The sequence below is a fragment of the Thalassovita sp. genome (assembly GCF_034670005.1).
In the GTDB taxonomy this organism is placed as follows: Bacteria; Pseudomonadota; Alphaproteobacteria; order Rhodobacterales; family Rhodobacteraceae; genus Thalassobius.
The window spans coordinates 195,721-218,770 of sequence record NZ_JAXMOH010000004.1 but is presented as its reverse complement, the minus strand read 5'-3'; the positions used below and the strand labels follow the sequence as shown (position 1 = coordinate 218,770).

Genomic DNA, 23,050 nt, shown 5'->3' with positions numbered 1-23,050 from the left:
GATCTTATGCTGATTGAAAACAAGATATTCGAAGAACTTTCGCCCGGTGACAGCGCCGAAATCCGACGTCTGGTCACCCAAGACGACCTGATCGTTTTCGCCAATGTCTCGGGCAATCATAATCCGATGCACCTGTTTGACCACGATGGTGACGGCGATGGCCAAAACGAAGCGTTGGCGCCGGGGATGTTTCTGGCATCGCTGATCTCTGCGGTTCTGGGCAATATCCTGCCCGGGGCGGGGACCTTGTATCGCCATCAGGATCTGGATTTTCATGGCCACGCCATTGCCGGAGACGAACTCTGCGCCAAGGTGACAGTCAAATCGATCGACCCTGCCACCCATCAGGTCGTGATGGACACGCGGGTTGAACGGATTTCGAATGGTGACGTATTGGTTTCGGGGTCCGCTCGCGTCGAAGCCCCGGATCACAAACTGCATTATGATAGCCACGATCTGCCCGGATTGATCGTGCAGCGTCATCGGCATTTTGAAAAACTATTGGCGCAGGCCGAACCTCTGGCGGCTCTGAAAACCGCCGTAACCTGCCCTGATGATGTTAATTCGCTGGGTGGCGCGCTGTTGGCCCATCGACACACACTGATCGATCCTATTCTGGTCGGTGACGACGAAAAAATTCGCGCGGTTGCGGCGGAACTGGGCTATTCGCTCGACGGGATCGAAATCATCAACGAACCCACCCCCCGAAATGCTGCCCGGCTTTGCGTACAGATGGTCAATGACGGCAAGGCACAGGCCCTTATGAAAGGGCATCTGCATACGGACGACCTGTTGCGCCCGGCACTGGACAAACAGACCGGACTGCGCATGGGGCGCCGTTTCACCCATATTTTTGTCATGGATGTGCCGGGCCTGGCGCATCTGCTGTTGGTGTCAGATGCGGCGATCAACATCACGCCCGACCTGAAGACCAAGATGGATATCTGCCAAAACGCCATTGATCTGGCGCTTTCGCTGGGGATCGAAGAACCGAAGGTAGGTGTGTTGTCGGCGGTGGAAACGGTGAACCCCGACCTGCCCTCTTCCGTCGATGCTGCGCTTTTGTCAAAAATGGCCGAACGCGGTCAGATCACCGGAGGTCTGGTCGATGGACCTCTGGCAATGGACAATGCGGTCGATCTGGCCGCCGCCCGGATTAAGGGGATCACGTCACCGGTGGCGGGCCGCGCTGATATTCTGGTTGTCCCCAATCTTGATGCCGGGAACATGCTGGCCAAACAGCTGACTTATATCAGCCACGCAGAAGCCGCCGGTGTTGTTCTGGGCGCAAGAGTGCCGATCATCCTCAACAGTCGCGCCGATGACGACATGGCGCGGCTTGCATCCTGTGCGGTGGCAGCCTTGCATCATCACCGGCTGAGCGGAGGCAATTGAATGGCTCATGCGCTGACGCTGAATGCCGGATCGTCGTCACTGAAATTCGGTCTGTTCGACCTGTCTGCGGCAGAGCCCAAGGTCATTGCCAACGGCAAAGCCGACCGAATCGGTGGCGCGGCGACGCTGACATTGAAAAATCCGGACGGAGTCCGGTTGGTTGACGCGTCCCCTATTCCTGCCGAAGGCGTGGTGGATCACCATGAAGCCCTGACAGCCGCGCTCAGGGCACTGACCGACCATTTTCCCAAGGCTCGAATCGTTACGGTCGGCCACCGGATCGTGCATGGCGGACTGGACTATACCGGCCCCACCCTGCTTGATGAGAAAAGCGTTGAAAAACTGGCCGAACTGGAACCGTTCGCGCCACTGCATCAACCACATAACCTGGCTGCTGTTCGGGCCGCGATGACCGCATTTCCGCAGGCCGCTCAGGTAGGGTGCTTCGACACCGCGTTTCACCGCAATCATCCCTTCGTGAACGATGTTTTCGCCCTCCCTCGCGCCTATTACGACAAAGGTGTGCGGCGTTATGGCTTCCACGGCCTCAGCTATGATTATATCGCGGGCGAGTTGGCACGGATCGCGCCGCAACTTCATGCCGGGCGTGTCGTTGTGGCGCATCTGGGCAATGGTGCCTCGATGTGCGGCATGAAAGCGGGCCGGTCGATGGCGTCCTCGATGGGGTTTTCGGCGCTGGACGGGTTACCCATGGGCACCCGCTGTGGGCAGGTCGATCCCGGCGTTCTTCTCTACCTGATGCAGCAGGAAGGCTTGAGCGCAGACGAAATCACCAGGCTTTTATACACAGAATCGGGGCTATTGGGACTGTCCGGCCTCAGCAATGATATGCGCATATTGCAATCTTCGGACAGCGAAGAGGCGCAGCAGGCCATTGATTACTTCACATTCCGCGCCCGGCGCGAACTGGGCGGTTTGGCGGCGGCGCTGGAGGGGCTGGACGGCGTGGTTTTCTGCGGAGGCATTGGCGAAAACTCCAGCCTGATCCGCGATGGCATCTGCGCCGGACTAAGCTGGATCGGGATCGAAATCGACGCTGCGGCCAATGCGGCCAATGCTTCGGTAATCAGTACTGACACTGCGCAGGTCACAGTCATGGTCATCCCCACCGATGAAGAAATCGTTATCGCCCGCGCCTGCGCGGCATTGACCAGCTAATGACAATCGACAGGGCTGCAGCAAGACGCCCCTGACCGGCGCAAGGTGGACTTCCCCCAAGCTTCTGCCTAGGGTCGCAGCCAAATCCGCGCCCTGGGGGGATCAGCACCCGCGTCGCGGTGCCCCCAATGATGGAGAAGACGATGTCAAACACCGCGCGTGCGATCCTGCTGATGATCGGAGCGATCTTCTTTTTCGCCGCGATGGATGCGACAGCGAAAGAACTTAGCCAGCGTGTTGGTCCGCTGCAGGCGGTCTGGGCGCGCTATGCCGGTCAGGCCAGTCTGGTATTGCTGATCGTGCTGCCGCGCATCGGCACCGTGGCGCGCACGCGCTATCCACTTCTGCAGTTTGCGCGATCGGTGTTCCTGATGTTCGGCACTGGTTTTTTCTTCTTCGGAATCGCCAATATCGGTCTGGCCGAAGCGACCGCGATCATGGATACGAACCCGGTAATCATCACACTTGGTGCCGCGCTGTTTCTGGGCGAAAAGATCGGGCCGCGGCGCGCCTTCGGGATCGCCGCGGCACTGATCGGGGCCTTTATCATCATCCGACCCGGTAGCGGCGTGTTTTCGCCCTATGCGTTGTTTCCGCTGGCCGCAGCCTTCAGTTATTCAGCCTACAATATCGTAACCCGCTATGTCGGGTTAAACGAAGACCCCTGGACTTCACTGCTTTACACCGCAATGTTCGGGGCAATCATCTTCAGCTGCATCATTCCGTTTCACTGGCAGCCCGTCGATCTGACCTCGGCCCTGCTGATGGGTATGCTTGCGATCTTTGGTACTATTTCACAGCTTCTTCTGATCCGCGCCCTGTCAATCGGCGAAGCAGGAATGCTGGCACCGTTTGCCTATGTTGGCCTGCTCTTCGCCACTCTCTGGGGGATGATCTTCTTCGACGAATATCCCGATTTCTGGACTGTGGTCGGTGCGCTTGTGATTGTGCTATCGGGTATTTATGTGTGGCACCGCGAAACCTCATCCGCGCGGAGCTGAGCCAAATCATGTCCGACAATAATCTGTCCCTGGCTACCCGCACGGGTCAGTACATTGCGAACCTCTTCATGAGTGCACCACTGTTTTTAGCGCTCGCGCTGCCCTATCGCTATCGCGTACCGTTGATGGGTTGGTTGGTCAGCCGCGTGATTGCGCCGCTTCTTGGTTATGACAAACGGATACGCGATAACCTCGCATTGGTCCGGCCCGACCTGCCCCCGACCGAGGCTGCCAGGCTAACCCGCGCTGTCCCTGATAATTTTGGCCGCACATTGGTCGAAATCTATTCCGGCGCGACCTTCAAGAAGCATATGGAAGGAACCGAATTAACCGGCCCCGGCGTTCCCGCGCTGGAAGAAGCCCACCGGACTGGCCGCCCGGTCATTCTGGTATCCGGTCATTTTGGCAACCATGATTCCGTTCGCACAATCGTGGCGCAGAAATACGGTGCCATTGGCGCGCTGTTTCGGCCGCTCGACAACATCTACTTCAACCGTCATTGGGAAAAGGCGCTCTGCGAGATCGCGACACCGGTGTTTCCACGCGGTCGGCGGGGGTTGGCGGGAATGGTGAAATTTCTGCGCGCGGGCAATATCATCGCGCTATTGATCGACCAACACGTTCAGGATGGAGCCCAACTGCGTTTTTTCGGTCATTCGGCGCGTACATCGCTGGCGGCTGCAGAATTGGCCATGAAGTACAATGCGCTTCTGCTGCCCGCCTTCGGATTGCGCAATCCCGACGGAATAACGTTTCAGGCAATTGTCCAAGACCCGATTCCGCACAGCACAGCCGTAGAAATGACACAGACTTTCAATGACCGGCTGGAAGCGATGGTGCAACAGTATCCCGCACAATGGTTCTGGGTGCATCGTCGATGGAAGAAAGACCGCTAGATTTTCAGCGCAGCCGCGCCGAAGCGATGATCGGCCCTGGTCCAGGTGCCTGCATGATCACGACGACCGGTTCATCGCCTTGAACCTGCGTCTGCAAATTGAATGGCGCACTGGTATCCCAATCGCCCAAACGACGCCATTCCGTTACGATGTTATTGTAAATCATTTTCCGACCGGCGTTTTCTCCGGCGCGAATGTCAACTTCACGCTCGGGCAGGTAGCGCACGAGCTGAACAATGACCGGCATTGGCATCGCCCGATCGGAACTGGCCGAAATAGACAGAACGTTGCCCTGTTGTTTCAACCCGATCGAAATCGGATTGCGGACCTTGGCGTGTTTCGAAATCAGCGCGGCAACATCTACGGGATGGTTGCCGACAACATGTTCGACACCGTTGACAATCATTTGCGGTGTATAGACGGAATGACGATTTGCCGCGATCGCATAGGCTTTCTGGCGCTTGGTGAAGCGCGGGTCGGCAAAGGCATCCTTCCAGCCGATATAGTCCCAGTAGTCCACGTGCAAAGCCAGCGCTATGACGTCTTCGCGTTCGGCCAAAGTTGCCAAATACGCATCCGCCGCCGGACATGATGAACAGCCCTGCGATGTAAAAAGCTCCACCACGACAGGATGATCATCCGCCAAAACCGGAGATGAAAGCGCAATCAGAGCAGCGGTAAACCAATTGACGAAACGGCGCATGTGCGAACTTTTCTCCATTCTTCGGTATGCGCTTGTTCTAAGCATTTTCGAATGAAATAACCAATCAAGGTTTTGTCAGCCGCTGGTGAACAGGGTCGGAAAGCGCATTTTTGTGTACATTGGTATACAAATCGCATTTCACCCCCTTGATTGCCGCCCCACGATCAGGCAGAAGCAGCACCAGCAATACCCCTTTTTTTCCTGCTCAGAGGGAGGCCACCTTATGCCCATCACCGTTGGACAAGATACCGCCAAAACCCGCAAGACTTTGTCTGCTGGCGGCAAGTCCGTTTCCTACTATTCCATTCCCGCCGCCGAAGCCGCCGGACTTGGAGATTTCTCCAAACTGCCCGCCGCGCTGAAAGTCGTGCTGGAAAACATGCTGCGCTTTGAAGATGGCGGCCGCACCGTTTCGGTCGACGACATCAAGGCGTTTGCCGAATGGGGCGCAAAAGGCGGCAAGAACCCGCGTGAAATCGCCTATCGCCCGGCCCGCGTGCTGATGCAGGACTTCACCGGCGTTCCCGCCGTGGTCGACCTGGCCGCGATGCGTGACGGTATTGTCGGCCTCGGCGGCGACGCCCAGAAGATCAACCCGCTGAACCCGGTCGATCTGGTCATCGACCACTCGGTGATGATCGACGAATTCGGCAACCCGCGCGCGTTTCAGATGAACGTGGACCGCGAATACGAACGTAACATGGAACGTTACCAGTTCCTGAAATGGGGTCAGTCGGCCTTCAACAACTTCCGCGTCGTACCGCCGGGCACCGGCATCTGCCACCAAGTAAACGTTGAATACCTGGCCCAAACCGTTTGGACCGACACAGATCAGTCCGGTGCCGAAGTGGCCTATCCCGACACTCTGGTCGGTACCGACAGCCACACAACCATGGTCAACGGCCTGGCCGTTCTGGGTTGGGGCGTTGGCGGCATCGAAGCCGAAGCCGCGATGCTGGGTCAGCCGATTTCGATGCTGATCCCCGAAGTCGTCGGTTTCAAGCTGACCGGGGAAATGGTCGAAGGCACCACCGCCACCGACCTGGTTCTGAAGGTCGTGGAAATGCTGCGCGAAAAGGGCGTTGTCGGCAAGTTCGTCGAATTCTACGGCGAAGGTCTGGATCACCTGCCGCTGCCAGACCGTGCCACCATCGCCAATATGGCGCCGGAATATGGCGCGACCTGTGGCTTCTTCCCTGTTGATGGCGAAACCCTGCGTTATCTGCGCCAAACTGGCCGTGACGAAGACCGCATCGCATTGGTCGAAGCCTATGCCAAGGAAAACGGTTTCTGGCGTGGGGCCGATTACGCGCCGGTCTATACCGATACGCTGGAACTCGACATGGGAACCATCGTGCCGGCAATTTCGGGTCCGAAACGTCCGCAGGATTACGTCGCGCTGACAGAAGCCAAAGCCGCTTTTGCAAATGAAATGGCCGAAACCTTCAAGCGTCCGAACGACAAAGAAGTAGCCGTAAAAGGCGAAGATTACACCATGTCTTCGGGCAAGGTCGTGATTGCCTCGATCACGTCGTGCACCAACACGTCGAACCCCTATGTGATGATCGGGGCCGGTCTGGTCGCGCGCAAGGCCCGCGCACTGGGTCTGAACCGTAAACCTTGGGTGAAAACCTCGCTCGCTCCGGGGTCTCAGGTGGTGACCGAATATCTGGAGGCCGCAGGCCTGCAGGAAGATCTGGACGCCATCGGGTTCAACCTCGTGGGCTACGGCTGCACCACCTGTATCGGCAATTCCGGTCCGATTCAGCCCGAGCTGTCAGAAGCAATTGCCGAAGGCGATCTGGTTGCAACTGCGGTTCTGTCGGGCAACCGCAACTTCGAAGGCCGGATTTCGCCGGACGTCCGCGCCAACTACCTGGCTTCGCCGCCGCTGGTCGTTGCTTATGCGCTGGCAGGGGACATGAACATCGACCTGACCACCGAACCGCTGGGTCAGGACAAGGATGGCAATGACATTTTCCTGAAAGATATCTGGCCGACCAACAAGGAAATCTCCGATCTGGTCGACAAGACCGTGACTCGCGAAGCCTTCATGTCCAAATATGCCGACGTTTTCAAAGGCGATGAAAAATGGCAGGCGGTCGAAGTCTCGGGCGGTGAAACCTATGACTGGCCGGCAACCTCGACCTACATCCAGAACCCGCCTTATTTCCAAGGCATGGGGATGCAACCGGGCACCATCACCAATATCGAAGGAGCCAAACCGTTGCTGATTCTGGGCGACATGGTCACCACCGACCACATTTCGCCCGCAGGTTCGTTTGCCACCACCACCCCGGCAGGTCAGTACCTGATCGAACGTCAGGTCGCCCCGCGTGAATTCAACTCTTATGGGTCGCGTCGCGGTAACCACGAAATCATGATGCGCGGCACCTTTGCCAATATCCGCATCAAGAACGAAATGCTGGACGGGGTCGAAGGTGGTTATACCAAAGGCCCTGATGGGCAACAGACCAGCGTTTATGACGCTTCTATGGCCTATCAGGAAGCGGGCATCCCGCTGGTCGTCTTCGGCGGCGAACAGTATGGCGCCGGATCGTCGCGTGACTGGGCGGCAAAAGGCACCGCGCTGTTGGGCGTGAAGGCCGTAATTGCGGAAAGCTTCGAACGTATCCACCGCTCCAACCTCGTGGGTATGGGCGTCATTCCGTTCGAATTCACCGGCGGCGATACCCGCAAGAGCCTGGGCCTGACCGGCGATGAAACCGTTGCTATCTCGGGTCTGGACAGCATTCAGCCGCTGCAGGAAGTTCCCTGCGTCATCACCATGGCTGACGGTTCGACCAAAGAGATCGCACTGAAATGCCGGATCGATACCGAAATCGAGATCGAGTATATCGAAAACGGTGGCGTTCTGCATTACGTGCTGCGGGATTTGGCCAAGTCGTAAGACGCGGCAAAGCAAAAAACCAAAGCCCCGGGCCACACCGCCCGGGGCTTTTTTACATCTCGCCCCCGGTATTGTGGCAGGATGAAAATTTTCAGTGAAATTTGAAAGCGTGATGGATTTGAGCTTGCTCGAGACGTGCGAAAATCAAATTAATTACTTTCTTTCAACAAGTTGCAACGAAACCATTAAGTGACCGCAACACTATACAGCTTCAGACATTCCAGTCTGGCATCAGTATCTAACTTGCACACCCGTTTGAATCGGACGGCCGCTCCACCCTAAAATTGCCATTCCGGGGAAAGCCTTTCCGATGGAACCCACGGATTGGTCTGCTTACGCTCTGAACCTTGTTTCAAACACGAAACCAGAGTCGCAGATTTTAGCTGGACCTTATGCACTCGTGTCCTTTAACTCACCCCAGAGAATAGGGCCTTGGGAATGCATTACAGCGACGTTATCCGGATCAATGGCTATCTGACCATCGCAATAGGTATCGCGATGCTGCCCTGTTTGGCTGTGGACATGATACAAGGGCAGCAAAGCGCTTCGGTTTTCGGTATTTCGTCAGGCTTGGCCGTGTTACTTGGGATGCTGGTCGTCCTGGCCACCGACAACCGCAAATCACATGATTTGGGGATTCGCGAAGCCTTCCTTCTCACCACCTGCACCTGGAGCTATCTGCCGCTGGTGGGTGCCCTGCCCTTCATGATCGGCGCACCCGATGTCGGGTTGACCGATGCCTATTTCGAGGCTGTTTCGGGCATGACAACGACCGGGTCGACCGTGTTCGAACGGATTGAATCCCTACCTCAGAGCACTTTATTATGGCGAGGCATCCTGCAATGGCTCGGCGGGCTTGGGATTGTCGTGGTGGCGATGATCTTTCTTCCGGTCCTGGGGTTGGGCGGCATGCAATTCTTCCGCTCAGAAGGCTTCGATACGCTCGGAAAAATCCTGCCCCGTGCCCCCGACATTGCCCGCGCGCTGCTTGGCACCTATATCCTGCTGACGGTGTTGTGCTGGCTCAGCTACCGTATTCTGGGCATGTCCACGCTGGATGCGACCGTGGTGTCGATGTCGACGCTGTCGACTGGCGGTTTTGCCAATTCCGACGCCTCTTTCGCGGCATTTTCTGGGCCATTGGAATATGTATCTTCGGTATTCATGCTGCTGGCCTCAATGCCATTCATCCGCTTTGTTCAACTGTCGCATGGCGACACCAAGCCGCTGTTTCAAGATGTGCAGGTGCGCACCTATCTGCGCTGGACCGGCTATTCCATCGCCGCTGTTGTTATCTGGCGGCTGATCCATGAAAGCACCGGGTTCTGGACCGTTCTGCGCGAAACCACCTTCAACATGGTCACCTTGTTTTCCGGTACCGGCTATGCCAGCGCCGACGTCGTGTCCTGGGGATCGTTTCCGATCACCGTGATCCTGGCCGTCGGACTGATCGGCGGCTGCACGGCGTCAACCGGATGTTCGATCAAGATTTTCCGCTGGCTTGTGGTGATCGAGGCGATCAAGGCCCAGATTCGCCGCATTCAGGCGCCACATGCGGTAGTGAAGCCGAAGCTGGGCGCAAAACCGATCGAAGAAGACGTGTTCAATTCCGTGATCGCGTTCTTCGCCCTGTTCATCGTAACCATGGGGCTGCTTATTGTTGGGCTCGATCTGACAGGTTTGCATATCTCGACCTCCATCACGGCCGCGTGGACGTCGATCGCGAATGTCGGCCCTGCCTATGGCCCCGAAGTCAGCAGTTCGGGTGCGTTGACGTCTTTCCCGACAATGGCGAAATGGCTGATGATCTTTGGAATGCTGGCCGGGCGGCTGGAAATCCTGACCGTCTTTGTGTTGTTCACCCCGACATTCTGGCGGCTGTAAAGCCTGTCTGGAAACCGTCGAGATTTGATCACACCAATCGGGGATAACCGACGGCAGTAGAGCGGAAATTCCGGGCGCAACCTTTATTCGTTCGACGCTTCTGCAATCGCCGCGCCCAAGCCCCCGTCGATTGCCCGCTGCGTGATCGGCCCGGCATGGCGCATGATGATACGGCCCGCGCCGTCGATGACATAGGTTTCAGGCACGCCATAAACGCCCCAGTTCAACCCCATGCGCCCCTCTTTGTCAGCCCCGATGGCGGCATAGGGATTGCCCAGTTCGTCCAGAAACCCAAGCGCATTGCCTGGCTTGTCTTTGTAATTCACCCCGTAGATGGTGATCCCCTGCTCCTTGAGCTTTTCCAAATTGGGGTGTTCCACCCGGCACGGCGCGCACCATGACGCCCAGAAGTTGACCAGCTTCACCTTGCCGTCGCGCAAACTGGCATCGTCGAACTCCGGCAGATCGCCCAGTGGTGCGATCTGAACCGCCGGGGCCTCTTTCCCGGCCAGGGCAGTGGGCAATTCATCGGGGTTGTCGCGTCCCATGCCGATCCAGAACATGACCGCCAACGCGGCAAAGATCAGCGGGGGGGCGACCATCATCGGGTTAACCTTAGCCATTGGATTTGATCCGCCCTTCAACCTCGTTTAGTTGCGCCTTCATCTTGCGGGCGCGCAGGATACTGACCACCAGAAGCGCAATGATCAAAGCGATCGACACAGCATAGGACGCCAGAACCGCCTGGGCATATTTTCCAAGATCCGGCATCAGCTCATCCTTTCGCGGGCCAGCAGCGCCCGCATCCGGCGGGCACGAATTTCGGTCTGGGTACGCAGGAATACCAGCGCAATAAACAGCAGAATGAACCCGGCTATGCTCAGTAAAAGCGGATAATAAAAAACGTCAGCGACGTTTTCCTCTTTATCCATTGATAATGACGCCCCTTGGTGCAGGCCTTGATTCCAGAAATTCACTGCATAACGCGACAAGAGCGCAAAAACCGAACCCACCAGACACAAGATCGAGGTCAAATCCGCCGCTGTATCGTCATTTTCGATTGCCGACCACAGCGCCATATAGCCCAGATAGAACAGGAACAGGATCAGGAATGACGTCAGCCGCGGATCCCATTCCCACCATGTGCCCCACATCGGCTGGCCCCAGATCGCCCCGGTGATCAGCGCGATCAGGGTCATCGTCGCGCCGATCGGGGCGGCCGCGCGGGCGGCAAGCGCAGATACGTGATGCCGCCGCACGATCCAGATCAGCGAAGCCACCAGCATCATCATCCACGCATTGATCGCCATCAGCGCGCTCGGCACGTGCAGGTAGATGATCTTGACCGTCGATCCCTGCTTGTAATCGTCGGGGGTGAAGAAGAACCCCCAGACCAATCCGCCGACCAGCGCCAGCAGCGCCAGCCCCGATACCCACGGCAGCAACCTGTCCGTGGTGGCGATGAACTTCTTCGGATTGGCGTATTCCCAGATCGAACCCATATTCGCTTCCTATCTCCTCCTGCGCTGCGCGCAAATCACATCCCCGTCAGCGCAGATTGACCCTGAGTACCGCAGCCGATGCAAAAGGCAACAGCGCGATGGTGCCGCAGGTGATCCCTGCCAACATCAGCAAGGGAGGGGTGGCGTCCATCCCCTCAATCGACCGCCGCGCCATCTCCGCCCCGAAAATCAGCGTCGGCACATAGAGTGGTAACACCAGCAGGCTCAACAGCAAGCCGCCACGTTTCAGCCCAACTGTCAGCGCCGCCCCGAAAGTCCCGATCACTGATAAAGCGGGAGTGCCGATCAGCAATGACAGAACCAAGGGACCATATCCCGCCCCCGGCAGGTTCAGAAGCAGCCCCAGGACAGGGGCCACCAAAACCAGGGGCAACCCAGTCGTGATCCAATGGGCCAGCGCCTTGATGCTGACAATCGCCTCCATCGGTACCGGCGCGGTAGCCAGCAGATCCAGCGATCCGTCTTCCCAATCCAGCGCCAGAATCCGGTCCAGTGACAGCAAACAGGCCAACAACGCCCCCAGCCACAGGATGCCCGGTGCAATGGTCGACAACAGCCCGCTTTCTGGCCCCACACCAAAAGGCACAAGCACGACAACGATCAGGAAAAACGCCAGCCCGAGGCCAAAACCGCCCCCCGCGCGCACTGCCAGCCGCAAATCTCGGATCAGCAGCGCAATCACAGGAACGCTCCATCAAAATCGTCGATCTCGGGCGGGACGGCTTTGAATGGGGTCACGTCCAACATCTTTGCCTCGGACAGGCCCAGATCGATATGGGTCGCCAGCAACGCCAGCCCCCCCGCCGCCAGATGCGCCCGCACCGCCTCGGCAAACATCGCAACCGACGCGGCATCCAGCGACACTGTGGGTTCATCCAGCACCCAGACAGGCCTACCAGAGACAACCATGCGTGCCAGTCCCAGCCGTCGTTTCTGTCCTGCCGACAATCCCCCCGCAGGCCGGTTTGCCAAGGACGTCAGATCAAATGCCTGTAACGCGGGGACAATGCATCCCGTTTCGAATACATCGGCCCAGAATTGCAGGTTCTCCTGCACCGTCAGCACCGATTTGATTCCATCGGAATGCCCGGCATAGGCCATTGCTTCGTGTTCCAGCCCGATATGACCTTTCAACGGCGGCTGTAACCCGGCGACGGTACGCAGCAGCGTGGTCTTGCCGCTGCCATTGGGTCCGCGCAGCACCAGCGCTTCGCCCTCGGACACCGAGAATGACAGACCTTCCAGAACCGCGATGCCGCCCCGCGCAACAGAGAGACCAGAGACAATCAATTCCATGCCACTTTCTATCCCAATGATGTGCCCGACAAAAGCGCGATGCGCTGGGTGTGGCACTCCGCCCTGCACCCCTTCGCACCGCCCGCCGCAGGCGCACCTCCGCTCTGCCTGCACATCATACCGGCAGCGCCGCCAATGCCACGCGACGTCCCTCGGACACCAGAACATTGTAGGTCCGGCAGGCCGAAGGCGAATTCATCACCTCCACACCAAGCCCCGCCGCTTCTAATTGCTGACGCAGATCAGAGGGCAAATAAGCGATCTCGCTCCCCATGCCCACGAAAAGCACATCAATTTCATCGGCCAGGCGCAGCAGAGCCTCAGCATCTTCCAGTCCGGCCCAGACCGCGGCCCGCTCGGTCGTTACGATCACCGCCCCGTACAAGACCTGACCACCGACGCGAAAAAATCCCGGGCCATAGCCATCAACTGGCACGGCGTCTCTAAATGTTACCTCGGTCAATTGCATAACGCGCTCCTCACTCCCAGATCGGCAGCCCACTCAGCGCCGCCGCCATGGTGATGCCATATCCTACTAGCCGGTAAAGCCGCTGGCGTTCGGGCCGAAACATAGCGCCCCCGGCCAGATTGCCCAGCAGATTCGGCACCGCCAGCGCCAGACCGATCAGGATCGGCAGCAGCTCCAGCTTGCCTTGTATCCCCAAAAGGCTCAACAGCGTGGCGTCAAAGGCAAACAGATACATCATGATGTTGGCGCGGATCAGCTGTGCCGGTTCGGTCGATGCCATATGCATCAGGATTACCGGAGGCCCCGGCATCCCGGCCACCCCGCCCAGAAATCCCGCTATGCCGCCCGTGCTGATTTGCAGTGCTGGGGTAATCTGCCCACGCAGCCGCAGCCCCGAAGCCAATAGCAGCGGCACCAGCAAGGCGATGCCGCAGACCGCATATCGGAAAATTCCGGGATCGACAGAATACAGCACCAGCAGCCCGATCGGCAGTGCCACAATCGTCCCCAGCCACATCCGCCCGACATCGGCCAACCGCCCATCACGCCGCGCGCGCGGCAGGTTCGGAATGGGGCCGAACACATCCATCACCACCAGCGTGGTCAGCGCCCAGACCGGCGGCATGAACATGCCAGCGACCGGCAGATAGACAAGCGCCGTACCGAAGCCCGAAAACCCCCGCACCGCCCCTGCAATAAAGACGGTCGCGATCAACCAAACCAGCCCATCATAGGCCAGCAGGTCGGTCAGACCGTCAGGCATCGACGTTTGCGAACTGATTGCCCTGATTGTTATCCGGCTTAGACCAGTCGCGCTTCACCCCCAGCATCAGAACGATGTTCTTTGCCACGTAAATAGAGGAATAGGTGCCCACAACCACGCCCCAAGTGATGGCGAAAATGAACCCACGGATCACGTCGCCGCCAAGGATCAGCATGGCGATCAACGCCAGCAGCGTCGTGCCGCTCGTCATCAAGGTTCGGCTCAGGGTTTCGTTGGCGGTCAGGTTCATCAGGTCGCGCAGCGGCGTTGTCTTGAACTTGATCAGGTTCTCACGCAACCGGTCGAAGATCACCACCGTATCGTTGATCGAATACCCGATAATTGTCAGCAGCGCCGCGATGGTGGCCAGATCGAACCGAATTTGCAGCACCGAAAAGATGCCGATGGTGACGATAACGTCATGCGCCAAGGCCGCAACGGCACCGACCGAAAACTGCCATTCGAATCTAAGCCAGATATAGAACAGGATCGCCGCCAGCGACGCCCCAACCGCCAGAACAGCGGTCCAGATCAATTCACCCGACACTTTCGGCCCAACCGATTCGACCAACGGGAAGCTGATCGTGTCATCCACCGCCCGAAGCGCCGTCTCGATCCGGTCGATAGTATCCTGAGTAACGCTTTCCTGCCCGTCCTGGGCTTGAATGCGGATCATCGCCACATGCTGATTTTCAGCGAAGGTAGGGTCGAACACTTCGGTGATCGTCACGTCCCCCAATTCCAGCGGTGTCATCGCCTGACGATAGGTTCCCACATCCACCGCGCTTTCGGACTGGGTCCGGATCGTGGTCCCGCCCCGGAAATCGATACCGAAATTCAGACCGATCAGTGCCCATGCCACCAATGACAGCACCACCAAGGCGCCGGAAAACCCAAGTGTCGCCCATTGCAAACGGAAGAAATCGAAATTCGGGACTTCGCGGAAAAATCTCAGGCGCATGTCAGACCTCAATCGTTTTGGGACGGCGGCGTTCGAACCACATCACGATCAGCAACCGCGTCACGAAGATCGCGGTGAAGACCGAGGTGAGGATACCCAACCCCAGAGTGATGGCGAAGCCCCGCACCGGGCCCGAGCCCAGCGTAAACAGGATCACCGAGATGATGAACGTTGTGATATTGGCGTCGATAATGGCCGATAGGGCCCGGTCATAACCCAGCTCGATAGCGCGGGCCGGTCCCTTGGCCGTGCGCAGCTCTTCCCGGATGCGTTCAAAGACCAGCACGTTGGCATCGACAGCCATGCCGATGGTCAGAACGATACCGGCAATCCCCGGCAGCGTCAGCGTCCCGCCGATCATCGACAACGCGCCAAAGATCAAACCGACATTGACCAAAAGGGCAATATTGGCAAAGACGCCGAACAACCCATAACTCAGCATCATGAAAACCAAAACGCCGGCAAATGCCACGATGCAGGCGATCTTGCCCGCTTCGATACTGTCGGCACCCAGTTCCGGACCAATGGTGCGCTCTTCCAGAAAATTCAGCCCTGCGGGCAATGCGCCCGCGCGTAACAGAACGGCCAGATTGGTGCTTTCCTCGACCGAAAAGCTGCCGGTGATGATACCCGAACCGCCCCCGATATGGGCCTGAATGACCGGCGCACTGATGACCTCGTCATCCAATACGATGGCAAAGGGATTGCCAATGTTTTCGGCGGTGTAATCGCCGAATTTCCGGGCGCCTGAGGTGTTGAAGCGGAAAGAAACCGCCGGCCCACCGTTCTGATCAAAAGACGGCTGCGCATCGACCAGTTCCTCACCGGTGACGACCGGAACCTGTTCCAAAACATAATAGACGCCTTCATCATTCAGCGATGGCAGCAATTCGTTGCCAGCCCCCGGAGGCATGTCGGCATTGTTGGTGCGCGTGACCACCGGTTGGAACGTCAGTTGCGCGGTGGTGCCGATGATATCCTTCAGTTCACTGGCCGATCCGACACCAGGCACCTGGATCAGGATCCGGTCGGAACCCTGACGCTGAATGGTGGGTTCGCGGGTACCGACTTCGTCGATCCGGCGGCGGATGATTTCCAGCGACTGCTTGACGGTCCGCTCGTCGGTCGCAAGGCGCTCTGCCTCGCTCAGCGTGATCACGATGTCGGCGCCGTCCACCGCGACCTCGATATCGCTGGCCCCTGCCCCGGTCAGGCTGACCACCGGGCGGGCCAGGCCACGCACCAGTTCAGCGGCACGTTCGGCCATTTCCGGTTTTTGGTTCAACCGCACCCGCAGCATCGGCCCTTTGGATTTCTGCAACCGGATCGTACCGATGTCGTCACGTTCTTCGCGCAACAGATCGCGCACTTCGGGCCACATGCCCTGCAAACGGGCTTCGTAGACATCCTCGACCTGAACCTCGGCCAACAGATGCGCGCCGCCGCGCAGATCGAGCCCCAGATTGACCAGCCCCGAAGGCAGGAAAGACGGCCAAAGGGCCGCCTGTTCTTCCAACCCGGCACCCGAAGCACCGGTTTCCATTGCCGCGACGGCATCGTTGCTGGTTTCGACGCGGGTGTAAAAGGCATTGGGAAGCGCCAAGAGCAGCCCAAGGGCGCAAAGCCCCCAGATTACCACCCGCTTCCACAGATCAATCTGTAGCATAAGTGCAGCTTTCGCTCATCTGGCCCCGAAAGGCAGTAAAATCAGGATTCGGCGGCCGGTTCGGTCTTGTTCACGACCTGAGAGATGGTCGATTTGACCACACGCACCTTGACACCTTCGGCCAACTCGACCTCTACCTCGTTCTCATCTTTGACCTTGGAAACCTTGCCGATCAGCCCGCCCTGGGTCACGATCTGATCGCCCCGGCGCAGCGCACCCACCATAGCCTGATGGTCTTTCATCTTCTTTTGCTGCGGACGGATCAGTAAAAAATACATGATCACGAAGATCAGCAAAAGGGGTACAAACTGGCCGAAGGCTTCCATCTTGAGTGTCCTTGTCTGTGCAACGCAGGAATTGCCCCGCGAATTTGCCCGGAACCTATGAGCCGAGTGGCGGTTTTGCAAGATGCCTCGGTATGACGAGATCGGTTGAGCTGCGGAATTCCGGCTGTCAGGTCAGGAATTCCGCCATTTTTTCATAGTAAAAATGCGTGCAATATCGACCTACAGCGATCAGATCAGGGTGTGCATCGCTCCTCCCAGGCGGTCATGCGCCCCTTGGGGCCGGCCCTCCCTCCGGCCCCGTTTTCCATTAGAAGGCTCCCGGCCTCAGGGCCACGTCCCCCACCTTCTTCGGCGAACAAGCAGGGCAGGAGCCGAAAACCCGCTTGACGCCCATACCCGCAGGAGATCGGTTTCCAACCGACAGAAAATGAGCAATAACCGCTCTGCAATCCCGATTCCTCTGTGTAAGGACCAAAGCCATGCATGATATCCGCGCCATCCGCGAAAATCCGGGCGCTTTCGACGCCGCCCTGGCCCGCCGCAACGCCGCGCCGATGTCATCGGAAATCCTCGCGTTGGATGAAGCGCGCCGGGCCAAGATCCAAGCCGCTGAAACGGCCCAATCGGATCAAAAGAAGGCCGCAAAGGAAGTTGGCGCCGCCAAGGCCAAGGGCGATGAGACCGAATTCGAACGTCTGCGCGCGCTGGTCGGCGATAAGAAATCGGAAGTCGCCGCCATGCAGGCCGAGGCAAAAGAACTGGATCAGCAACTCAACGATCTGCTGATGACCCTTCCCAATGCGCCTTTGGAAGATGTCCCCGAGGGCGCCGATGAAAATGACAATGTCGAAATCCGGCACTGGGGCACGCCACGCGAGTTCACCTTCCAGCCGGTTGAACATTTCGATCTGGCAGGTGTCAAACCCGGAATGGATTTCGAAACCGCGGCCAAACTTTCTGGATCGCGTTTCGTGGTCCTGTCGGGCGCGGTCGCGCGTATTCACCGTGCTCTGGCCCAGTTCATGCTGAACACCCATGTCGATGAAAATGGGTTAACTGAAACTTGGACCCCGGTTCTGGTGCGTGAAGATATGATGCTGGGCACCGGACAATTGCCCAAATTCGGCGAAGACAGTTATCAGACCACCAATGGCTGGTGGTTGGTGCCCACCGCCGAGGTGCCCCTGACCAATATCGTCAACGGCGAGACGGTAGAAGAAAGTTACCTGCCGCGCCGCTATGTGGCACATACCCAGTGTTTCCGTTCGGAAGCGGGCAGCGCTGGCCGCGATACCGCGGGGATGCTGCGTCAGCACCAGTTCGAGAAGGTCGAAATGGTGTCGATTACCCATCCGGAAAAATCGCTGGAAGAGCACGACCGCATGACCCGCTGCGCCGAGGGCATCCTGGAAAAGCTGGGTCTGCCCTATCGTACTGTAGTGCTGTGCACCGGCGATATGGGCTTCGGCGCCCAGAAAACCCACGATATCGAGGTCTGGCTGCCGGGGCAGAACATGTACCGCGAAATCAGCTCGGTCTCGGTCTGCGGCGATTTTCAGGCCCGCCGGATGAATGCGCGGTTCAAACCCGAATCCGGCGGCAAGCCGGAATTCGTGCACACGCTGAACGGATCGGGGCTGGCAGTGGGACGGGCGCTGATCGCGGTACTGGAAAACGGCCAGCAAGAAGACGGGTCGGTCGCCCTGCCACAAGCGCTGCATCCCTATCTCGGCGGCAAGACCATTCTTGGTGCGGATGGTAAACTGATCTAGATGTCAGCGCTGACGCGCTGTCCGTATCAGCCCGTGCCGGGCGACAAGGGGGGCCTTGCCCCCTTCTTGGCCTGCGGCCAATTCATCCCCCAGAGTATTTGTACCAAGAAGAAACACCTGTCGCCTCAAATCCTTCTTCTTTTCAGAAGTGTCCCACGGGTTTGGGGGCACAGCCCCCATTCCGCTTTGCCCTAGGGCAAATCTAGTATTGCGCGGCCTGGAAGGGCGTTCCTTCTGATCATGCCGGAGCGAGATGTTCGAGACGGGCGGACGGGAATGGCACCAGTTTGCCTTTTTCTTCGTCCCAGAGCTTCAGCCGAAACGAAGCAATCGCTTGTGGCCATTTCACGATATTGGTCTGTGGCGCCAGTACCGGACTGATTTCACGATGACATTTCCGAAGACGATAAGATGGGATCCGCGGATCGTAATGGTGAATATCATGGTAGGCGATATTTCCGGTCCCCAGATCCCACCACCAACCGAGATCAAGAGCCGAAGACCCTTTCAGCGCCGCGATGGAGGGATCCAGGTCGGGCCGACGGTCCCAATAGGTGTCTTCGAAATTATGCTGCAGATAGACCAGGAAGACCCCGATCGCGCCTGCGACGATCGCCGTCGCCGCCCAGACCGCCAATCCGGCCCAGCCCGCCAGTGCCCAAATCGCGCCAATCCAGGCCGCGAGCGCCAGGTTATGTGCCAGCACCCCGGCGATTCCTGCCCGCACCGTGTTCTTGGGCCAGCGATAGCGCAGGAAATAGACGAAAACGCCACCGACCAGCATCAACACGACCGGATTTCGGTAAAACCGGTAGTAGAGCCGCCGCAAGAATCCCGCTTCGTTCCATTCCGCAAGGGTCATGGTGTAAATCTCGCCGTCTTCGCGGTGATCGAGATTACCGATATGGGCGTGATGCAAGTTGTGATTATGCCGCATTACCCAATAGGGAGTCAGGGTGAAAACCGATAAACCGTACCCCGCCAGATCGTTTTGCCGCCGGGTTACGAACAAAGACGCGTGCCCGCAATCGTGTTGTAATACATAGAGCCGCACCCCGGAAAAGGCATTGGCGACCACCATTGGAATGACGACCCACCACGTTGAAGCCCAGATGATTGCCACGCTAAGCGTCGCGAAATAAACAAAGAAGGTCCCGAAATAACTGACCGCCGCGATGCGATTGTCTTTATCCGTGTAAGCTTTGGTATAATCCCTGACAGACATTATTCCCCCTAGCTAATTCATTCGATCCGGTAGGTTTTCGCGCAAGGCGGCCACATAGGCGTCTTTCTAAGTCACACAAGAAACAGTTTATTGACCAAATTCACGGTCATGATAGCAAAAAATTCCCGCGCCCAACGCGCCGGTTCCCTTAGAAAATAATCAGAGCACAGTTTTTCGCAAGCCCTTGGGGTAGTAAAATGGCTGCGACCTCGCCCCACGCTGCTGCATGTGCGACATGTCACCCAATCAGTCCGGTCAAAGCAGGACTTAGCCGCGCGGATGACCGCGTTTTTTGGTCAGGTGTTTGCCCAAGGCTCCCGGTTTCTTTTCCCGCTTGGACTTATAAGGGTTCTTGTCCCCCTGCCCCCGCATGGTCAGCCGGATCGGCGTGCCGGGCATGTCGAAATCTTCTCGCAAACCATTGACGAGATAGCGGGAATAGCTGCTGGGAATTTTGTCGGGCTGGGAACACATAACCACGAATCCAGGGGGCCGTGTCTTGGCTTGGGTCATGTAGCGCAGCTTGATCCTGCGTCCGCCGGGCGCGGGCGGCGGATGCTGTTCCAGCATCGCGATCAGCCAGCGGTTCAGCTTCGCCGTCGACACCCGGCGATTCCAGACGTCATAGGCTTTTTCTACCGCCGCCTGCAGTCGGTCCAGCCCCCGCCCGGTCTTGGCCGAGACGGTCACCAGCGGCGCGCCGCGCAACTGTGGCAACAGACGCTCAAAAGCTTCGCGCATTTCACGCAGTTTTTCCTGCTTATGCTCTTCGATGTCCCATTTATTGACCGCCACTACCACGGCACGACCTTCGCGTTCGGCCAGATCGGCGATACGCAGATCCTGCTGTTCAAAGGGGATTTCTGCATCCAGAAGCAGGATCACCACTTCGGCGAATTTCACCGCCCGAAGCCCATCGGAGACCGACAGCTTTTCCACCTTGTCCTGCACCTTGGCGCGTTTGCGCATCCCGGCAGTGTCCCAGATTCGTACCGGCAATCCCCCCCAGTCGATGGTCAGTGAAATCGCATCGCGGGTAATCCCGGCCTCGGGGCCGGTCAGCAACCGGTCTTCGCCAAGGATCTTGTTGATCAGGGTCGATTTTCCCGCATTTGGCCGGCCAATGACGGCGACTTGTAACGGTTTTTCGAACGTCGGTTTGCGAAACCCTTCCTCGTCTGCATCCTCATCCAGTGCGACATCGGTTTCAGGCACGTGTTCTGCGGCGGCATCGGCAAATTCGTCAGCCAGCGGCATCAGAACATGCATCAGCTCGCCCATGCCTTCGCCATGTTCAGCCGACAAACGCAATGGTTCCCCCAAGCCCAATGCGAAGGCTTCCAAGACCCCTGCATCGGCGGCTTTACCTTCGCCCTTATTGGCGGCCAGGATCACATGCTTGGACCGTTTGCGGAGGATTTCGGCAAACATTTCATCAATTGGCGTAACACCGACCCGCGCGTCGATCATGAAAAGGCAGATATCGGCCATGTCCACCGCCCGTTCGGTCAGCCGCCGCATCCGGCCCTGCAGGCTGTCATCGGTGGCGTCTTCCAAGCCGGCTGTATCGATCACCGTGAAGCGCAAATCGCCCAGCTTGGCTTCGCCTTCGCGCAGGTCGCGGGTAACACCAGGCTGGTCATCGACCAAAGCCAGACGTTTACCGACAAGGCGGTTGAACAGGGTGGATTTTCCCACATTGGGACGCCCCACAATGGCGAGGGTAAAGCTCATGAACCTAACGCTCCGAAACGGATCAAGCCGCTCTGTTACACCAAGTTGCGATCAACGGAAAGCGTACAATTGGCCTTTGGTGCCGACAACATAAAGTGTGCCACCCGCAATCACGGGCGCAGTGGTCGCGCCGCCCGGAACTTCGACCGTGTGGGTCAATGCGCCGGTTTCGGGATTGAAAAAGCGCAATAGGCCATCATTCGATGCCACAACCAGCTGACCACCTGCAAGGACGGGGCCGTAATGGGCATAGACCTCGGCCGCCTTGCGCGGGTGATATTTGACGAAGTTGGGTAATTTGGTGCCCCAGATGCGGCTGCCATCATTGGCGCTGAGCCGCACCAGTTCGTTTTGATCGGTCAAAGCAAAGATCGACCCACCGGCAGGCCATACCGGACTGATCGCGCCTTCGGTCGCGGTCCATTTCCGGTCGCCGGTATTGATGTCGAGAGCCACCAGACGCCCAGAATGGGACCCGACATATACCGTTTCTCCATCAATCACCGGATCACCGGTGATATCGCTGACCTTGGCCATAGATTTGAACCGGCGCTGCCCCGAAACATGGCTGGACCACAGCCGCAGCCCGCCTTGGCGGAATGCACCGTGCAGGCCGCCATCACCATAGGCGAACACCACGAATTTGTCGTTCACTGCTGGCGCTGACGCGCCAAGAACATTGCCGACATCCGATGCCTGCGAAAGTTGCCAACGCACGCGGCCGGTATCGACTTCAAGCGCCCAGGCGGTGTTGTCGCCGCTGACCAGATAGACCAAATCGCCGTAAACCGTGGGGGTGCCCGATCCGGTCGTTTCCAGATCTTGCTGCCAGACGATATCGCCCGTTGCCGGATCGACCGCGGTCAGCGTTCCGAATCCCGAGGCGATGAACAGCTTACCCGCGCCGAGCGCGAGACCGCCACCGGTGGCTTCGTCCTGGCGATCGCGGGCCGGCGTCAGGTCGGTTTGCCACAGCGTTGCCCCAGCCGTCGAGGTGGCGGTAACCAGCGCTTCGGAATCCAGAGTGAAAATGCGGCCCTGATCCACCACCGGATCGGCGGTGATGCGGTTGCGTTTGCTGTCTCCCGCGCCGATATCGGCGCTCCACACCAGCGAGGGCGCTGCACTGAGCGCAGGATGAGTGGGTCGGTACTTTGGCGTCCCGATGCGATGCGTCCAGCTGGAATTGGTACTGACCTTGGGCAGTATCAGTTTTCTGCTCGCCGCGTTTGGCGATGCCGCGACAACATCCTGTTCACTCAGGATAGAACGAATATCTTCGCGCTTACCCGGCAGGATGACTTCTTTTTCGGTGCAGGCTGCCAGCAGCGAAACCGCCAGCAGGCCAAGAACGAAGGAACTGCGTTTCACCAATCCTGCCCTCT

Annotated in this window: 21 protein-coding genes; 7 read left to right on the top strand and 14 right to left on the bottom strand. The window is 58.2% G+C overall.

All coding sequences use genetic code 11. The annotated features are described in order from the left end of the window. Nucleotides 1-6: 6 nt before the first annotated feature. The 4 genes from VOI23_RS10525 to VOI23_RS10510 all read left to right on the top strand — a co-directional run bounded on the left by VOI23_RS10525 (nt 7) and on the right by VOI23_RS10510 (nt 4,471). Nucleotides 7-1,395, top strand: coding sequence for a bifunctional enoyl-CoA hydratase/phosphate acetyltransferase (locus VOI23_RS10525; protein ID WP_323784739.1), 1,389 nt, complete (start codon nt 7-9; stop codon nt 1,393-1,395). Next, a complete protein-coding gene (locus tag VOI23_RS10520; RefSeq protein ID WP_323784738.1) occupies nt 1,396-2,574 on the top strand; it encodes an acetate/propionate family kinase in 1,179 nt (392 codons plus the stop codon). 143 nt (nt 2,575-2,717) lie between these two features. Beyond that, nucleotides 2,718-3,575, top strand: coding sequence for a DMT family transporter (locus tag VOI23_RS10515; RefSeq protein WP_323784737.1), 858 nt, complete (start codon nt 2,718-2,720; stop codon nt 3,573-3,575). Nucleotides 3,576-3,583: 8 nt separating this feature from the next. After that, a complete protein-coding gene (locus VOI23_RS10510) occupies nt 3,584-4,471 on the top strand; it encodes a lysophospholipid acyltransferase family protein (protein WP_323784736.1) in 888 nt (295 codons plus the stop codon). A gap of 4 nt (nt 4,472-4,475) precedes the next feature. On the opposite strand, the gene VOI23_RS10505 is transcribed toward VOI23_RS10510, so the two are convergent. Then, nucleotides 4,476-5,174 carry a DUF1223 domain-containing protein gene (locus VOI23_RS10505; protein ID WP_323784735.1) on the bottom strand — a complete coding sequence of 233 codons (699 nt, stop codon included), beginning with the start codon at nt 5,172-5,174 and terminating at the stop codon, nt 4,476-4,478. Nucleotides 5,175-5,397: 223 nt separating this feature from the next. Here VOI23_RS10505 and acnA point away from each other — a divergent pair, with 223 nt between their 5' ends. After that, complete coding sequence (acnA, locus tag VOI23_RS10500; protein WP_323784734.1) at nt 5,398-8,085, top strand: aconitate hydratase AcnA; 2,688 nt, start codon at nt 5,398-5,400, stop codon at nt 8,083-8,085. A gap of 438 nt (nt 8,086-8,523) precedes the next feature. After that, on the top strand, nt 8,524-9,969 hold the full coding sequence (locus VOI23_RS10495) for a TrkH family potassium uptake protein (protein ID WP_323784733.1): 1,446 nt from the start codon (nt 8,524-8,526) through the stop codon (nt 9,967-9,969). Between the two features lie 83 nt (nt 9,970-10,052). On the opposite strand, the gene VOI23_RS10490 is transcribed toward VOI23_RS10495, so the two are convergent. The 10 genes from VOI23_RS10490 to yajC all read right to left on the bottom strand — a co-directional run bounded on the left by VOI23_RS10490 (nt 10,053) and on the right by yajC (nt 16,973). Next, the gene (locus tag VOI23_RS10490) at nt 10,053-10,592 is read right to left on the bottom strand and encodes a DsbE family thiol:disulfide interchange protein (protein WP_323784732.1); all 540 of its coding nucleotides are present in this window, start codon (nt 10,590-10,592) and stop codon (nt 10,053-10,055) included. Continuing rightward, nucleotides 10,585-10,740, bottom strand: coding sequence for a heme exporter protein CcmD (gene ccmD / locus VOI23_RS10485; protein ID WP_323784731.1), 156 nt, complete (start codon nt 10,738-10,740; stop codon nt 10,585-10,587). The genes VOI23_RS10490 and ccmD overlap by 8 nt, the downstream gene beginning before the upstream one ends. Then, nucleotides 10,740-11,471 carry a heme ABC transporter permease gene (locus VOI23_RS10480; RefSeq protein ID WP_323784730.1) on the bottom strand — a complete coding sequence of 244 codons (732 nt, stop codon included), beginning with the start codon at nt 11,469-11,471 and terminating at the stop codon, nt 10,740-10,742. Before VOI23_RS10480 ends, ccmD begins: the two co-directional genes overlap by 1 nt. Nucleotides 11,472-11,517: 46 nt before the next feature. After that, nucleotides 11,518-12,174 (bottom strand): heme exporter protein CcmB, encoded by a 657-nt coding sequence (gene ccmB / locus VOI23_RS10475; RefSeq protein WP_323784729.1) that lies wholly within the window; start codon nt 12,172-12,174, stop codon nt 11,518-11,520. Further along, a complete protein-coding gene (gene ccmA, locus VOI23_RS10470; protein WP_323784728.1) occupies nt 12,171-12,788 on the bottom strand; it encodes a heme ABC exporter ATP-binding protein CcmA in 618 nt (205 codons plus the stop codon). The genes ccmB and ccmA overlap by 4 nt, the downstream gene beginning before the upstream one ends. A 115-nt stretch (nt 12,789-12,903) precedes the next feature. Then, nucleotides 12,904-13,257 carry an Mth938-like domain-containing protein gene (locus VOI23_RS10465; protein WP_323784727.1) on the bottom strand — a complete coding sequence of 118 codons (354 nt, stop codon included), beginning with the start codon at nt 13,255-13,257 and terminating at the stop codon, nt 12,904-12,906. Nucleotides 13,258-13,267: 10 nt separating this feature from the next. After that, nucleotides 13,268-14,020, bottom strand: a complete 753-nt coding sequence (locus VOI23_RS10460) for a sulfite exporter TauE/SafE family protein (RefSeq protein WP_323784725.1) — start codon at nt 14,018-14,020, stop codon at nt 13,268-13,270. After that, a complete protein-coding gene (gene secF, locus VOI23_RS10455) occupies nt 14,013-14,981 on the bottom strand; it encodes a protein translocase subunit SecF (protein WP_323784724.1) in 969 nt (322 codons plus the stop codon). The genes VOI23_RS10460 and secF overlap by 8 nt, the downstream gene beginning before the upstream one ends. 1 nt (nt 14,982) lies before the next feature. Further along, complete coding sequence (gene secD, locus VOI23_RS10450; protein WP_323784723.1) at nt 14,983-16,647, bottom strand: protein translocase subunit SecD; 1,665 nt, start codon at nt 16,645-16,647, stop codon at nt 14,983-14,985. 41 nt (nt 16,648-16,688) lie between these two features. Next, nucleotides 16,689-16,973: a preprotein translocase subunit YajC gene (gene yajC, locus VOI23_RS10445; protein WP_323784722.1), complete on the bottom strand. Its 285-nt coding sequence runs from the start codon at nt 16,971-16,973 to the stop codon at nt 16,689-16,691. A 440-nt stretch (nt 16,974-17,413) separates the two neighbouring features. On the opposite strand from yajC, the gene serS reads away from it, so the two are divergent. Next, a complete protein-coding gene (gene serS / locus VOI23_RS10440) occupies nt 17,414-18,706 on the top strand; it encodes a serine--tRNA ligase (RefSeq protein ID WP_323784721.1) in 1,293 nt (430 codons plus the stop codon). Between the two features lie 238 nt (nt 18,707-18,944). Here serS and VOI23_RS10435 read toward each other — a convergent pair whose 3' ends face one another. From VOI23_RS10435 to VOI23_RS10425, 3 genes are all read right to left on the bottom strand, one after another. Next, nucleotides 18,945-19,931 (bottom strand): fatty acid desaturase, encoded by a 987-nt coding sequence (locus VOI23_RS10435; protein ID WP_323784720.1) that lies wholly within the window; start codon nt 19,929-19,931, stop codon nt 18,945-18,947. A gap of 267 nt (nt 19,932-20,198) precedes the next feature. Next, nucleotides 20,199-21,665, bottom strand: coding sequence for a ribosome biogenesis GTPase Der (der, locus tag VOI23_RS10430; protein WP_323784719.1), 1,467 nt, complete (start codon nt 21,663-21,665; stop codon nt 20,199-20,201). Between the two features lie 51 nt (nt 21,666-21,716). After that, nucleotides 21,717-23,036 carry a PQQ-like beta-propeller repeat protein gene (locus tag VOI23_RS10425; protein WP_323784718.1) on the bottom strand — a complete coding sequence of 440 codons (1,320 nt, stop codon included), beginning with the start codon at nt 23,034-23,036 and terminating at the stop codon, nt 21,717-21,719. Nucleotides 23,037-23,050 lie beyond the last annotated feature (14 nt).